General features: G+C 39.0%; 15 protein-coding genes and 1 pseudogene. 11 read left to right on the forward strand and 5 right to left on the reverse strand.

Annotated elements, in window-relative coordinates:
• The first annotated feature begins 458 nt into the window (after positions 1-458).
• Complete coding sequence (locus tag BMX95_RS04570) at positions 459-1,319, forward strand: hypothetical protein (protein WP_081198612.1); 861 nt, start codon at positions 459-461, stop codon at positions 1,317-1,319.
• Between the two features lie 38 nt (positions 1,320-1,357).
• Here the strand turns inward: BMX95_RS04570 and BMX95_RS04575 are convergent, their stop codons facing one another.
• Positions 1,358-2,422, reverse strand: a complete 1,065-nt coding sequence (locus tag BMX95_RS04575; protein WP_081198611.1) for a helix-turn-helix transcriptional regulator — start codon at positions 2,420-2,422, stop codon at positions 1,358-1,360.
• Positions 2,423-2,490: 68 nt separating this feature from the next.
• Entirely contained in the window at positions 2,491-2,703 is a 213-nt protein-coding gene (locus BMX95_RS34405; RefSeq protein ID WP_081198610.1) for a hypothetical protein, read from the reverse strand.
• A gap of 122 nt (positions 2,704-2,825) precedes the next feature.
• Here BMX95_RS34405 and BMX95_RS04580 point away from each other — a divergent pair, with 122 nt between their 5' ends.
• The 10 genes and pseudogenes from BMX95_RS04580 to BMX95_RS04625 all read left to right on the forward strand — a co-directional run bounded on the left by BMX95_RS04580 (position 2,826) and on the right by BMX95_RS04625 (position 12,488).
• Positions 2,826-3,335: a serine hydrolase domain-containing protein gene (locus BMX95_RS04580; RefSeq protein ID WP_081198609.1), complete on the forward strand. Its 510-nt coding sequence runs from the start codon at positions 2,826-2,828 to the stop codon at positions 3,333-3,335.
• A gap of 8 nt (positions 3,336-3,343) precedes the next feature.
• A complete protein-coding gene (locus BMX95_RS04585) occupies positions 3,344-4,198 on the forward strand; it encodes a tetratricopeptide repeat protein (RefSeq protein WP_081198608.1) in 855 nt (284 codons plus the stop codon).
• Positions 4,199-4,218: 20 nt separating this feature from the next.
• Complete coding sequence (locus BMX95_RS04590) at positions 4,219-4,908, forward strand: hypothetical protein (protein ID WP_081198607.1); 690 nt, start codon at positions 4,219-4,221, stop codon at positions 4,906-4,908.
• A gap of 403 nt (positions 4,909-5,311) precedes the next feature.
• Positions 5,312-5,551: a type II toxin-antitoxin system Y4mF family antitoxin gene (locus BMX95_RS04595; RefSeq protein WP_081198606.1), complete on the forward strand. Its 240-nt coding sequence runs from the start codon at positions 5,312-5,314 to the stop codon at positions 5,549-5,551.
• On the forward strand, positions 5,526-5,858 hold the full coding sequence (locus BMX95_RS04600; RefSeq protein WP_081198605.1) for a HipA N-terminal domain-containing protein: 333 nt from the start codon (positions 5,526-5,528) through the stop codon (positions 5,856-5,858). Before BMX95_RS04595 ends, BMX95_RS04600 begins: the two co-directional genes overlap by 26 nt.
• Entirely contained in the window at positions 5,851-6,798 is a 948-nt protein-coding gene (locus tag BMX95_RS04605; protein WP_081198604.1) for a HipA domain-containing protein, read from the forward strand. The genes BMX95_RS04600 and BMX95_RS04605 overlap by 8 nt, the downstream gene beginning before the upstream one ends.
• A gap of 395 nt (positions 6,799-7,193) precedes the next feature.
• Positions 7,194-8,195, forward strand: coding sequence for a hypothetical protein (locus BMX95_RS04610; RefSeq protein WP_081198603.1), 1,002 nt, complete (start codon positions 7,194-7,196; stop codon positions 8,193-8,195).
• A gap of 546 nt (positions 8,196-8,741) precedes the next feature.
• Positions 8,742-9,875, forward strand: a pseudogene (locus tag BMX95_RS04615) (tyrosine-type recombinase/integrase); the annotation flags it as partial.
• 343 nt (positions 9,876-10,218) lie between these two features.
• A complete protein-coding gene (locus BMX95_RS04620) occupies positions 10,219-10,623 on the forward strand; it encodes a contact-dependent growth inhibition system immunity protein (RefSeq protein WP_081198601.1) in 405 nt (134 codons plus the stop codon).
• A 539-nt stretch (positions 10,624-11,162) separates the two neighbouring features.
• Positions 11,163-12,488: a Fic family protein gene (locus BMX95_RS04625; protein WP_081197004.1), complete on the forward strand. Its 1,326-nt coding sequence runs from the start codon at positions 11,163-11,165 to the stop codon at positions 12,486-12,488.
• Positions 12,489-12,567: 79 nt separating this feature from the next.
• Here BMX95_RS04625 and BMX95_RS04630 read toward each other — a convergent pair whose 3' ends face one another.
• The 3 genes from BMX95_RS04630 to BMX95_RS04640 all read right to left on the reverse strand — a co-directional run.
• Complete coding sequence (locus tag BMX95_RS04630; protein WP_133053813.1) at positions 12,568-14,118, reverse strand: ATP-dependent nuclease; 1,551 nt, start codon at positions 14,116-14,118, stop codon at positions 12,568-12,570.
• 107 nt (positions 14,119-14,225) lie between these two features.
• Complete coding sequence (gene tnpC, locus BMX95_RS04635; RefSeq protein WP_090519282.1) at positions 14,226-15,515, reverse strand: IS66 family transposase; 1,290 nt, start codon at positions 15,513-15,515, stop codon at positions 14,226-14,228.
• A 69-nt stretch (positions 15,516-15,584) separates the two neighbouring features.
• A partial coding sequence (locus tag BMX95_RS04640) for an ATP-binding protein (protein WP_177193673.1) occupies positions 15,585-15,816 on the reverse strand: 232 nt, incomplete at its 5' end.

Raw genomic sequence — 15,816 nt, forward strand, 5'->3', positions numbered from 1 at the left:
GAAGCGATAAATATCTAAAAAAAAGACATACTATCCCAGAAAATAATCGTTTTTAAAACACTTATGCAGAAAAGTAACTGTGCGGAGTCGTGAACGGTTACTTTGATATAGAGAAATTCATCCTTTCCTGAAATGCATTTAACGGCAGGAATCCTGTTTGGTTCCGGCGGGCTTTTAAATGGTTAGCCAGATCGGCTAGAAATAATCATTATAAATATGTATTATTTATTGTATATTAATAAGTTATAACACTATATTTTCCTTAAACAGCTATAACTGATTGAGGGATAATTGTTTAGAGTGTCAATCTTGCTTCATCCATGTGTCAACCATGTGTGAAGCATGTGTGTTTCATTGGAGAGGGAACATGTTTGACACATGGTTGACACATGGTCGACACATGGTTCACGCCAGAGGTTATTTTATGTATTCCTGGGGAAACTATACGTGCTTGACATATGATGTCAAAGGGTGTTGATTTATTTGCAGCCTTGAAACTTATGGAAACAAAAAATACTCCCCAGCAACAGGCGTTTGATTTTGCTTTTTTGGATTTGAAAGCTAATCGTTATGAGATTGCCGAATCTAAATTTGAACAGCTTACCAGGAACACCAATGATTATTCCGCATGGTGCGGGATGGGTCTATCGAAGATGGGGTTATTGTTAGCAAACAATAGTACCGTCGCCGAGATTGAATACTGTTTTCTTAAAGCCAAATCTTACAACCCTGAAAGAACAGAGGAAATCGAACTGTTGTATGCAAAGTCTGTCTTTGATTTGATAAGGGCTTATTATGCTGCCTTTCAACAAAACCTTGGGAAGCTAAAGTCGCTAAATGTCGATTTGGCAATTGGTATCGGAACCGCTATCATTGGCGGTGTGGCGGCAGGTGGTCAAAAGTCCATAGTAGGGCAGCTGATGGGAGTCGGTGTGTCAGGAGCAGGGGTGTACAGCTTTAATAATACGTTGAATCAAAAGCAAGATATCAGGCAATTAAATCAATTTCTGTTAGATTCCGCCAACGAGTTATATGCCTCTTTAAAATCCTTTATTACTATCCGAAACGCACAGGTAGAAGATGGAGAAAGAACTTTCCTGGAGGCGAGGTATCAGTTTGAACAAGTGTTGCTTACCCACCAGGAGCAGCAAAACGTACCTTGGTTCAATAATAAAACAAAGTTGGCTTTGTCTCTGCTGCTATGGCCCCTTTTTTTATATGGGCTTTACCAAACTGAGTTGGTATCAAAAAGAGGTAAATGGCTTATTGTGGGAGGTATTTTCCTCTTGTGCCTATTAGGGAAGCTTTCAAAAAATTAAGACCAGTAAAGAGCTGCATGCCAGCGATATTGTTTTTGTCAGTAATCTTTATTGGCCTCTTCTTCATTTATAAACAGGTTCATTTTTTGTACTGCAGCAGCTCTTTCTAATTTTGTAACAATGAGGTTTTGAAGAACTTTTGGTTGATGCACTTTTACCTTGTCCAAACCGTAGACCAAAAAGCCAACCAGTTCGCGGCCGATACTGCAATGCAAGTGTAACATATAGTTGCCGTTTTTTAAAAGTTTCCAATCCTGACTGTGATGCCAGTAAAGCGTCTTCCACATCTCACCATAACCTTTAGTAAATTCAATTTTTATGTGATAGGTTCTATTATTGATTGGAGCTGAAATGCCAAAAATGGAGTCAAATTTCTGCTTATAATCAGGAATGTATTGTTTCCGGCTGAACGATTCATTCGTGAATCTGACACGAAGCGTTTTGTCGATGTTAAACAGCAATAACTGGTGATTCTTTGTCTCTAGTCCGGCAATGCGTACTGTTCCCCTGTGAAAGACCAGTTCCATCGGATACATGGAGAGCGGAAACGGATTCTCAGGCAAATGATTGTTGGCCGCATTCAAAATGTCCTGTTCAATCACAATGATGCGTTGGTTGTGCAATGCCCAGATTAGTTCTTCGATAAGCGTATGTTCTATTTCGCTGTACATGCTTTCAAAATAATTGGTACGGCGCATATACAGTTCATGAGTCTGGATGAATTTTTGATATTGGCTTTTGGAGGCATTTTTGTAAACAATGCGTTCCAGGTTTTCAATGGATGATTTGCGCTGTTCAATAATGGAGTGGGGAGCAAAATTTTTCAGCAGGAAAAATGAATTGATGTCATATTGTGAAATTTTTTCCGAAGCCTCATCATATTCCAGCTTCCATGTTTTATGGTTCTTTTCATTAATGTATTCGATCACATTTTCGCCTTCAGCAATCTGCAAAGACTTTAATTGATTGAGGTCACGGTATAACTGCCGGTCACTGACCTTGATACCGGCGGTTTTCGCCCATTGGGAAATAATTTCAATAGTGACGGGGCCTCTGCGAAGGCGGTTGTAAATACGGATTAGACGTTCAATATGAGCAGACATGGGTTTATGTTATAAGTTCGGGAATAAGCGGCTTCTGTAAGAGTGCTAAGGGCCATTGACCTACGCAATCATCTTATAATACCTGGAACGGGTTCGGTTTCATTTGATAAAGATTCGCCAACCTTTTCCTCTATGAGTTCCTGAGGCAACACCAGGTGCCCAATATTACGAAGCACAATCTCCAGGTGCTTATCAGGATGCTCGGTTTCCTTTTTTACAAAGGCCGTAGCAATTACTACCATGGATACTGAAAGGACGGCGAGTAAGGAATATTGTCTCATATTGATAAAGGTGGACTTTGATCCCTAATGTAAATCGAATTTAAACAGCATTTACATTGTTTTACAACCTTTTTACACCTTTTCGGGTTGCACCGGCGGAATAACGGGTAGGTTTGTCAGCTATGAAAAAAATCAGTTTAGCAGTCCTTTTATGCTATTGGCTTACAGTGGTCACCGCACAACAGCAGTATTCAAAAGCCGTAAAAGAACAGATCGCCCGGGTAGAAGCCAACTTGTCGGGCGGCCTGATTATCGACGGTAAACTATACAGCCTTACCGAAAGAATGAAGTATTACAACGTGCAGGGATTAAGTGTCGCTGTTATCGATAATTACCAGATTGTGTGGGCCAAGGGGTATGGTTATGCCGACAAAAAAGAAGGCCGGAAAGTAACTGTAAACACCCTATTTGAACCCGGATCGATCAGTAAATCACTAAACGCGGTAGGTATCCTGCAATTGGCGCAGCAGGGAAAACTGAACCTCCATCAGGACATCAACCAGTACCTGGTCAATTGGAAATTCCCTTATGATACCGTGTCTCATGGCAAAAAAATTACAACTGCCCAGTTGCTCAGCCACACCGCAGGCCTTACGGTTCATGGTTTTCCCGGTTATCAACGGAGGTGTTGAACCAGGATATGGTGAAACTGCATACAACGCCCTACAAAAATGATGCGGCCATGGGCACCTTCCTGCAAAACAGGAATGGCGAAAAATACTTTGTTCATGCGGCGGGTAACGAGGGATTCACGGGTTATTTCCTTGCCGGGCTCACCAATGGAAAAGGAGTGGCGTTGTTTGTGAATTCCGATGACGGTCATGTTTTACTCGAGTTAATCAACAGCGTAGCACTGGTATACGACTGGAAAGGGTTTCGCAAGCCTGAGCAAATAACCACGGTACCAGTAAACGAAACGCTCTGCTCGAAATACATCGGCGAATATATACTAGACGGATGGTTGTCAGAGATAGAAAAAGGAAAAGATGGGCTTTACTTATGGACCGATGGCATCACCAGCAAAATGTATTTTACGTCGACAACCGATTTTCGCAACATCGAATTGGGGGGCACAAAGACTTTTACTTTCGATAACGCCGGGAAAGTAACCGGTTATTCGAATACGATTAATAGCCGGCTGCGTGCAACTGGACAAAAGATAACCAATTTAGATACACTGAAACCGAGACCCGGGCAATCGGGTGTCCTTGGTCGTCATTTGTTGGAAACAAAAAATTACGACAAAGCGATTGACTTTTTATCACAAGGTATAGAGAGTCAACCTTCTGATTCGTTGCTGATAAGAGACCTGGCTCACTCGTATCTCTTTAAGGGTGATTTCGCCAAAGCAATTGAGTTATATCAACAATATTTAAAGCGGGGACACACGGGGAACGAATTAAGCGAAAGTTTGAAAAATGATTTTGAATATTTCCGAAAAGCAGGATTTGATCATTCAGTGATAAAAAAAGCAAGCGGGATACTTTCACTATAGGATTAATTAAAAACATAATTATGAAACATATTCACGTGTATACTTTGCTCTTCATGTTTGTTTTTTGCACATCCTGTAGAGGACAAAACAAACCCAACCTCTCAAAAGAAAAAATCAAATCAGAAACCAAAGAAGTATCCACTTCCAGATGGAGTGACACCAAATATGAGTATACTGATTCTGTCGGTAAGCGCCTGATCATACAAAACGGCTTCCCAAGAGGAGAACGATACACAGACCCTAATGGGAAGGAGTATCTTAAAGTTATCTTTTGGACTCGATTAATCAACGAAACAGATAATCCCCTCGAATTAAAGATTGACTTTCCTGCAGATTCATTTGAGGTTCCGTGGTTACCCGGTAAATACTATAAAATTCTACTTCCACCCGATACAATGACAATTGATAAAGAACCATTGTATGACTATGGTCTGACAGGATTAAAATCTTTTTTAGATGCTGGTATTCACAAGCCGTCATCTTTACAAAGAACTATTAACCCCAAAGAATCGAATGGTTTTTATGTTGTAATACTTAGCCGGATCACTGAAGGAGCACCGGGGGCCTTGCGAACAGGGCTTAGCCTGAAAGGGCAAGATCTTTTTTATAGAGTTTCACTTGTCAAAGGCCCGTCACCGCTCTCATTAATAAGCGAAAAAGAAATTCATTGTGGAAGTATTAATTTGAAAAACTTGATTTTACCAAAATAACAAAAGCCAGCGCACAATCAGAGTGTATAAGAAATAGTGGAGGCACGAAACCAGTAAATAAAAAAGCCAGTCTTACGACCGGCTTTTAAAGTTGCTCCCCCTTCAGGACTTGAACCTAAGACTCTCTGATTAACAGCGGCGGCCACTCGCCTTTTTTAGCTTAATCAGGGTTAATCGATTTCCGCTTAACTATTTATATTTCAGACAATTATAGGAAATGATCAAGTTCATGGGTAATAAAGAATCACTTTTTCAGGATTATTATATGTAAATGCATATAAATTGTTATTTCTAACAGAAATTATATGTAAATAGATATAGTTAGCGAAAAAAGACGTAAATTATATGTAAAAGCATATAATTTGCAAAGTTGAATAGAAATTATATTTAAAAGCATATAGTTATGAAATCGCTGGATGCCTTTGTAAAAGACAAAAGAAAAGAAGCCGGGCTTACTCAGGAAGAATTTGCTGAAAAGGCAGGCGTGGCCCTGACAGTTATACGAAAGATAGAACAGGGCAAAAGTGATCTTCAATTAGAAAAGGTGAACCAGGTATTAAAAATGTTTGGGCATGTACTGGCCCCTGTTAGTTTAAAATTACTTTCAACTACAAACAATGAGAAAAGCGGAGATATATTATAAGGATGATCTTGCCGGTCATCTTACTGAAACGGACGATGGGGAATACTTGTTTCAATATTACCCGGATTATGTGAAAAGTTATCCAGGCCAATTCCTGACGTTTTCAATGCCGGTAAGAGAACAACCATATAAAGACAAAAGGTTGTTTCCCTTTTTTGAAGGGCTTATACCGGAAGGATGGCTATTAGAAATTGCATCAAAGAACTGGAAATTGAACCCTAATGATAGAATGGGGCTACTGTTAGCTTGCTGCGAGAATTGTATTGGAGCAGTGAGTGTAAAACCAATTAATCAGGAACATGAGTAAGCATTGTTTATACTGTTGCAAGCAACTGGATTCAAGGCTAAATGATTTTCATCCCCATTGCAGTAGGGAATTTTTTGGCACAGATGAACCTCCTGAACTTGGATATAACCTGGCGCAAATGGCTGAGCTGGCTGCCGCGGTCGTGCAACGCCATGTGACAGTACCAGGCGTACAACCTAAACTTTCCCTGACATTGGTTAAGGATGCCCTGGCAGATGGTTCCAATGGGCGCCTAACTATAGTGGGAACCCTTGGTGGAAATTACATTCTTAAACCACCTCATGAGGATTATCCGGAGATGCCACAAAACGAACACCTTACCATGCGAATGGCGGAGTCATTTGGACTTCCGGTGGTACAGTCTAGTTTGATCCGGTTATCGTCTGGTGAACTTGCATATATTACTAAACGCATTGACCGAACAGCCGAGGGTGAGAAAATTCACATGCTGGATATGTTCCAGGTACTCGAAGCGTTTGATAAATATAAGGGTTCAATGGAAAAAGTTGGTAAAGCGATTTCCATGTATGCAGAAAATACCATGCTGGATTTGCTGAATTTTTATGAGTTATCAATCTTCTGTTTTCTAACGGGGAATAATGACATGCACCTGAAGAATTTTTCAATGATAACCCGAAACGGTACCTGGAATTTGGCACCAGCTTATGACTTATTGAACGTTGCTATTGTCAATCCAGGTGATAAAGAAGAATTAGCTCTAACTCTGAATGCCCGGAAAAGTAAATTTAATCGTGCCCGATTTATTGAGTTTGGTCAAGTTTTAGGGCTTGCCGCCCGTCAAATAGATGGCGTATTTAAACGGTTAGAAAGAAATAAAGACAAGGTCGTAGGGCTTATAGGCAATTCTTTCCTATCCGAGAAATACAAGAAAAAATATATTATGGTGCTTAATGAGCGATATGGTCGCATAAGTGATTGAGACTTGAATGGCTGATATTTCGGTTATTATGAGCGTTTTTGACTGAAATATCGGTCCGATAACTTAAGGAAGAAACCATTTTATTGCCCTCTACCTAATAATATTAAAATGAATTAGGCGATAATATCAAAGCTAACCTAAAAACGCCACTGGTTAACCGAGTTGGTTATTAGCTATGGAATCGTAATTAAAAAATTGTATTTTAGTTGGCCAAAACGTATTGCTTGCAGTTTATTGCTAAAACACCCCATGTCCTCACGTCTATCCTTAAAAATAGTATTTTTTAGTATGTTTAAAGCCAATTGGAAGTATGTGCTTTAAATCTCCATTTGGAGAAATATACAACGAGTCAAGAAGAAAAAATTTAGCAGTAATAAAGTTAATTATCAAGACGCATGAAAACTTATTTTCAAGTGATCGAAGAACTCCAAAAAAGTAACATTACACCTCGAAAAGGCGACTTTCACGAATTTGAGGGACTTAGATTAGAGGATGAATTTGCTCAATTTATAGACTCTGCTCAGGAATTTCTGAGCAGAGATGACCTCGATTTCGATATTTCTCCTGCAAGAGTCTATTATACAAATATTCGGGACATTAATGCTTGTGCTTATACTGAAAACGGGTACAACCTGATCGAAATATGGATGGGCTCAATCATTCATATTTATGACATGTACACATCTAAAGAACCTAGGTTTGACGATCCCGCCTTTCAATTTTATGGAACCTTCACTCGTCAAGCGGGAATCACGCCATCCCATTTCCTCTATCAAATGACAACCCATTTCTTCCTCTACCATGAAACAGGGCATCTTATTCAAAAAATAGGTGAGGGTGGTGGAAGTGCAAATCTAGAATTCATGGAATACGAATGTACAGGCGATGAAATCCATGTTCAACACATGAAAGAACTGGACGCCGATTGGTTCGCATGTGCTCAACTGGCTTACCATGTCAAGCGTTTCTCACAGCAAGGCGGCCCAGAGGATGGTCCAATAGTCCCTGAAGCCCTCTACGCCGGAGCCGCATTGACACTAGCCGCACTTTACATCTATTTTATCGACCGAGCACAGAACCACTCAGAATTATACTACGACAAACATTGTCATCCGCATCCAATGGTTCGCATTGCATATTGTGTAAATTTTCTTCTTGGGAATATCCAAGGCAATATTACCGGGGACGAAATTCAGCAGCAAGAAATGCTAAACCATGCAATCAGAATCAGCGAACACCTAATGAAAGAACCTGACACAAACATTGTCAAGGACTTCAGTCTAAACCTAACCGATCACTTGGACAAAATAGAACATTATATCAATACAATAATTGAAAACACCCTATCTTATCCAAACCTGTCGACCCATAAACTCGATCCACCCGCCCTCGAATAATTCTTCAGATCCTCTTTATATTTATTAATAAATTAAAGGTGGTAATACTTACAGGCCGATGTTTAATTTATCAAGAAATGGTAAAAAGAAAATTTTTCCACCTGATGTTGCTTATGGTGCAAATAAAAAAAGCAGCTACAACTTATCGTTATAACTGCTTGATTCTCTTGCTCCCCCTTCAGGACTTGAACCTGAGACCCTCTGATTAACAGCGGCGATCAGCCGCTAATCTGGCTTAATCGGGGTTGACTGAATCTTGCTTAACTGTTTATTTTTCAATCACTTAATTCTTTGTTAGAAATTTGAAGTGTGCCTTTCAAAATGGGGTTTAACCCTGTTTTACTGGCAAATTACTGGCAAATTTTGGGCGAAGGATTTTGTGAATTCGAAAAATTAATAGGTATGTCAGCATCATTAAAAATCATTTTGGACACACGGAGACTGAAAAAGAAGAAAGGAACTTATCCTGTTAAGCTATTGGTAACCTTAAATAGCGAGCCGAAGCGTTATCAGACGGTTTATGACCTTTCCCAGGAAGAATTCAGCATGGTAACGGACCGGAAGGCACGAAATATCTCAGAAAAGCTAAAAGAGATACGTACCAACCTCAAGCTGATCGAGCGGAATGCAGAGGATAAAGCCCGATTATTACAACCGTTCACCTATGAGGAGTTTGAAAAGGACTTTATACTAAATAATCCTTTTTTTCACCAGCGGAAGTCTATTAAGGCGAATCTGGTACCGGTTACCTACGAATTTAATATAGCTGAGTATGAAAACCGGTTCCCCATTTTCAAGCTCCCACCGCCGGAATATGGAACAATACTGGCCACCTTTCTATATTATATTAAAAAGCTCCTTTCTGAACACCGTATCCGAACCGCAGCCAATTATCAGACGACGTATACCACTATTTCTCGTTTTCGGGGGAATGTCCGGTTTACTGAAATTGATGTGGCGTTCTTAAAGCAGTTGGAAGCCTGGATGATGGATCAGGAATATTCCAAAACGACAGTCGGTATTTATACCCGTTGTTTGCGTACTATGTTTAATGAGGCCATATTCCAGGGTATTATTAATAGAGACAAATGCTACCCTTTCGGTAGGCGCAAGTATCAACCACCCACATCCCGGAACATAAAAAAGGCGTTAACCCTGGAAGATGTAGGCAAGATCTATTATTACGAACCGGTTTGCCTGGAAGAACGCAAAGCCAAAGATTTTTGGCTCTTCTCCTACTTCGCCAATGGTATCAATCCCACCGACATTGCCCACTTGAAGTACAAAAACATAGATGGCGAGTATATCACCTTTGAAAGAGCTAAAACGGAGAACTCCACCCGTTCTGCTCCCAAGCCTATTACGGTTTTCATATCAGAGGATATGCAGCAGATCATTGACTTTTGGAGCACCAAGGACAAACGTCCAGGCAACTACATATTCCCTGTCCTGCAACACGACATAACGCCACTGCGCCAGGTTGAATTAATAGAGCTGTTTGTCCAGGCTCTTAATGACTGGATGCGTAAGATCAGAAAGAAGTTGGGTATTGAAAAGGCAGTAACCACATACGTTGCGCGGCATACATTCTCGACCATAATGAAAAGGTCAGGCGTAAGTACTGAGTTTATTCAGGAGTCTTTAGGGCATACCAGCATTAAAACGACTGAAAACTACCTGAACAGTTTTGAGAAGACGGTGAAGAAGGAGTATTCACAGAAGTTGGTGGCATTTAAGAAGGGTGCAGCAGAAAGTGTCCAATCTCATGAGCAATAGTGAACCGATTTTTTGGAACCTAGATTATATGTAAATCCATATAATTCAGCTGATTTCTATGAAAATTATATGTAATTGCATATAGGTGGCGTTTATACCGGAATTTTGTAAATGACCGATATTTCGGTCATTTTATGCGATTTTGATTGAAATATCGGTCACTGAGTAAACATGAAGGCTTCACGATGCCGATTTGCATCTGCTGGAGAGAAATTTATAAATAATGGCGAAAATTAAATAAACTGCTATGTCAATAACAAAGTCAATAGAACAATTGGAAAATGATTATTGGAAGGAGTTTGATTTTCCGACAGGTCTTGTCGAACGATGCTTTCGTTATAGGAAAATACCAATAGGAAATTTAACGCCAGAGCAGCTAAGGACATTAATTAGTCAACAAATCGGGTTAAAATATTTGATCCCGTTATCGCTAGATATTTTAAAACAAAATATACTGACAGAGGCCGATCTGTATGAAGGAGATTTGTTAGCATCGATTTTAAGTGTAGACCCTTCATTTTGGGGGCAATATCCTGCGATTAAATTAGATATGCAGCAACTTATTTTGCTTGAAAAAGGAAGTATTGAACAGTGTGATGATGCTAGTCAGCTTCGACAGCTTTTAAAAAAGATGGAGGTCTTTATTTTATAGATCTCTTGTTTATAAGGGTTCTGAAAAATTAGAAAGGATGAAGCGAACTCGATTAAGGTCTTAGAATCTTTAAGTTGATCTTTCTGACCACCTCCGCACATCTTGCGGAGGTAAGATACGAATTTTATTGGTTATTTCGGTAAATTATTTGGATAAACAGCTGTAAAAGAGGTCTTTACGCGAGTGCCAACTGCACTGCAGTGCAGTTGGCACTCGCGTAAGTTACTGGAAAATTTTTCTTTATGATTAGAAAGTAGTGGTTAAAATATAAACATTGTTTGCACATCAGTCTCTATATTGATAGAGATGGGTACCTAAAGTACAAAAATCTGAAAATGCCGAACTAGTAAAGAAAACTAGGTTTATAAAAAGTAACTATCTTAAAAATTATACTTAATTGAAAACTAGTTATTTAAGGCAAACTAGATTCCTAAAATCTCCTAAGTTTTTAAAATTTAGGAGGTTTTAACCATATTGATGTTCTAGTTCCGTTGAATAACTCATAAAATCTCCTAATTTCGTAAAAATTAGGAGATTTTATGAGAATACCGGAAAGAACCCCATTGATTCCCAATGGTTTTGAATATGGAAAAGTGTTAGAAGAATTAATAGTTCTTGGAAGGTTTATGGAATTTATGGAAATAGGGGATCAAAAATATTATTACTACGATAAATGGAAATATAGAGCTCAAGAATGGGGCATTGATCCTCATAAATTATGGGGGGCTGTAAAGGTAAATCGTAAGATTTCCAACAATACATTGACAATATCGTCAGTTACTGGGTTCACATTCTCAGTTGGATCTCCTTCTTTTGTTCAAAAATATTTACATGAATTTGATCTTAATTTAGGTGGTTCCTTGCAGGGAGATGCAATTATTCCTTCAGAGGATCGGGATCGTTATTTAATCAGCTCACTAATGGAAGAAGCTATTGCTTCCAGCCAATTAGAGGGGGCTGCAACAACAAGAAGAGTTGCAAAGGAAATGTTGGAAAATAATCGACGTCCCAAAAATGCATCTGAGCAGATGATTCTGAACAACTACGAAGCAATGAAATGGATTGTTTCAAATAAAGATACTCCTATTACAATAGAGACAATCAAACAGCTTCATTCAATATTGACGAAATCAACACTTTCTGAAGCAGAAGAAGAAGGTACTTTTAGAAAGGATGATGATGTAAAAGTTGTAGATGTTCAAACAGGAAGGCCTGTTTATACTCCTCCCAAAGCAAGTGATTTAGATCAGTTGATGAAAGAGTTTTGTGATTTTACAAATGATCATATGAAGCTCCGTTTCTTCCTGCATCCGATTACCAAAGGGATAATATTGCATTTTTTAATCGGATATATTCACCCTTTTGTTGATGGAAATGGTAGAACTGCCAGAACGATTTTTTATTGGTATTTGCTAAAGCATGGATATTGGCTAATAGAATTTATGTCAGTTTCAAGAATAATTCTAAACTCAAAAGCGCAATATTCCCGAGCATATCTATATACGGAACAGGATGATAACGATCTAACATATTTTGTAAATTATAATTTGCGGTGTACTTATTTGGCGCTCGAAGATTTAAAGCGCTATATACGCCGTAAATCTGCCGAAAAGCAAAATGCGATGACCATGCTTCGAAATACCAGGTTTAATGATCGGCAAATAATTTTGTTACAAGAGGTAATACAGGATTCAACCATTTATTTTAATGTGCGGCAAGTCCAAAATCGCTTTGGAATTAGCAATCAGACAGCTCGAAATGATTTAAATGGCCTGGTTAACGAAGGCGTTTTTGAAGAACGACGTAGCGGAAACAAAAGTCAATATCTACCTATTAAGGGGTTTTTAAAAAAAATTACGGGGTAGGAAAGCCGAATACGAATTTCCTACCCATACAGATTAACGTCTAAAAATCTAAAAAGGACACTATTTCTAAAGAATTAATTCAACTCCAAGAAAAGCTAATTATTTCCTTAATAAAGGATACAATTGGTGCTGTATCAATTTCTTTGTTGGCAAAATTAGGCTCAAGCACTTCTCTCCAGTATCTATTTGCATTAAATGGTTTACCATGACTTGGAACAAAGTTATCAGGATATCGAACTGTTGTATTCACGCCCTCATGTGCATGTGCTACTTCAAAAGTTGTATCATGAACTCTTAATATACCTCCAATTTTGGGGTCGTTCTTACAGTTCATTAAATGTTCTTCGTAAATGGTTTGTTGTATTCCATTAATGAAAATAGGATTTGAAAAATCATCTATAGCTTCAGCCATATGGCTATCAGTATCGCATATTACATGACTCTTGATTGCAAACTTTCTATATACTTTTTGATAAAATGGAATATTGTTTACTGTGCCACAGTTTACAATAAATAAATCTTTGGAAGGGGTTAGCTTTTGCAATATTCCTCTAACTACTATCTCTTCCGTTGGGCCTTCAACTAGTAGCACTTCGTCTGCATAAAATGATTCACAAATATGAGGATTAAAACGGAGCACTTCATACATTGCTTGCTTCAAGTCCTCCGCGGATTGTGCTCCCTTCGCCTCTTTTAAATCTTCATCTCTAATTTGGTAAAGTTTTGTGCCTGAATCGGTTTTTATCATTCTTATGAGCGTAGAGTTACGCTTAGATAGATCGATCATTTGAGGGGAATGCGATGCGCAAAGGACCTGATACGGAAAATCTTGGTCACTGACTGCATAGATTAACTCTCTCAAGTTTTTTAATATTCTCGGATAAAGGAAAAGCTCAGGTTCTTCAAATAATATTAAATACTCTTTTCTGCCTGACTTCCTTGCTAATTCTTCAATAATGTCACGCATTAGCAATAACGAAAAGATGGCGCTACGCACTGCTCCATGGCCGATGGAACTGTATGAACTTGGAGTTGATTCATCATGCGACCCGTCTGCATTTTGCTTTTTAAATTCAACATTAAATTTTTTTCCGAATTTGTCTTCTGTCCATTTCACTTTATCTGTATCCGAAATATCAATAAGAGTGTCAGGGAATAATTTTTGGAAATGCTTATTAACCTCATCCTTATAATTGTTAATGGAAGTTGGGTCATACATTTTTTCCTGTAATTCTTTAACCTTCTCCTGAGCTTTTTGAAGTTCTAATAGTTCACCTTCGCTTAATTTAGATTTTGCTTTACTAGCTAAAATCTCATTGACAACGTTCTCAACCTCTTCTTCGGTAGGCATCGCTCTAATAAGAATAGGTCTTGGCATCAATGCCTGAAAAACCTGTATTAAACCTATACTGCCAAATGCGTTGTTATCCCAGTTGCCACTTATGGGATTCAATGTTTGGTCCATTTTGACCTTAGATTTATCTATACCAATAATGGTTCTTCTAATTTTGATTGTTGATTTAACACTTAGATACTCTTTAAATGAGTTTATTTTTTTGCCTGCTTTTTCTTGTATGTATGTAAGATCAATGCCGTCAACTTCCAGTTCTAGTTCAAATTCAATAGGCATTTCCTTATCCCTTTTATAAAAGTCATCTATTATTGGAGATTTGTCCTTAAAAAAGTATCTCTCCGGGAAGTTAATCAACGCGCAATAAAATAGTTAATAATTTTGCCTTAGGCCATAGTCTGATCTGTTGCGGTTTGCTGCCTGTTCTTCTTCCAGTTATTTGGCAGCAGCTCTTTGATTTTGTTAATGGGTATTTCCTGGATGTTTTGGCTTAACACATCCTTGAGCCACTCGTAGGGATTTACATCATTGAGCTTGCAGGTAACCAATAGGGAATACAAACGACCAGCTCGTTTTGCCGCTTCATGAGAACCACAGAACAGATAATTTTTTCTTCCAATAGCTACTGTACGCATGCACCTCTCGATTGCATTATTATCAATATGCAGATTACCAGTTGTTGCATACAGGCTTAAGCCTTCCCATCGCTTAATACTATAAGCAAAAGCCTGGGCAATGGCTGTTTTGGGCCGAAGCTGCTCATATTCCTTTTTCATCCATTCTCCCAGGCCTTGCAGTATTGGCAATGCTTCTTTGCTCCGCTTTTCTTTTATCTGCTCAATAGATAATTGTTGGATCCTGCATACCTCTTCTATTTCATATAGCTTGTGCATTTCTGCGAGTACATATTCAGCCCTGGCTTTATCATTGGTAAGAGCATCAAATATTTTTCGGCGCGCATGCGCCATACAGTAAAAGCCGATAATGCTTTTATTCTCCAATTTGGCGTACGCGTTATATCCATCAGTTTGAAGGTGGCCTTTAAACTGACTCAGGATTTCCTGCGGTCGTTCACTATCGCGGCCGGGTTGATAGTCATAATAGATCAATGGAGCATTTCCTGCTTTGTAGGTCCAAAAATAACCTTGATGAGTATCTTTCTTTTTTGTATTGTCCAGCACTGCAATTCCGGTTTCATCCGCATGCCAGTAATTATAACGCCACATTTCTCGTAAAAGCGCTTCTGCCAGCGGTTCTATGGCTTCTGCCACAAGTCGTACCCAATCAGCTATTGTGCTGTATGGTATTTGTATGCCATGCCGCTTGAACCTTTCCAACTGGCGGTTCAATGGTAAGGCATCTATAAACTTATCAATAATTATCAGCGCTAACAGTCCGGGGTCGGCAATTGATCTTTGAATAGCCCGGGATGGACGATCTGCCTGAACCAGGCGCGTAGCACCTGATTTATTTTCTACACTACACCGATATTGAGGAATAACAATACGATTTACAATCAACTCTCCCGGCTGATAATCCAGGGTTTCTATAATTTCTTCACCTACTTTCTGGCAATGGCTTACATCTTCTTTGGGTTCTATAATGGTAATTACTCTTTTTAGATCGGCAGTGTAAAATCCGGCGATGTTGACCACCAATCCGGTGATGCTGACCACCCCTTAGAAGTAAGCCGATTGGGGCAGTTTCTGTAATAATTTAAAGAGCTGGTTTACAAAAATAGGATTCTATTTCTTTCTTAAGGATTCTCCTTTTAATTCTAACCGATGGGCGGCATGTACCATTCTATCCAGTATGGCGTCAGCCACGGTGCTATCACCTATTACTTCATACCATTTAGCTACTGGTAATTGTGAACTGATGATGGTAGCCTTTCGGCCATGCCTGTCTTCAATAATCTCCAATAAGATCATTCTGGCGGTGTTGTCTAGTGGTTGTAATCCAAAATCATCCAGGATG

It is taken from the genome of Niastella yeongjuensis, from assembly GCF_900110245.1.
GTDB lineage: Bacteria > Bacteroidota > Bacteroidia > Chitinophagales > Chitinophagaceae > Niastella > Niastella yeongjuensis.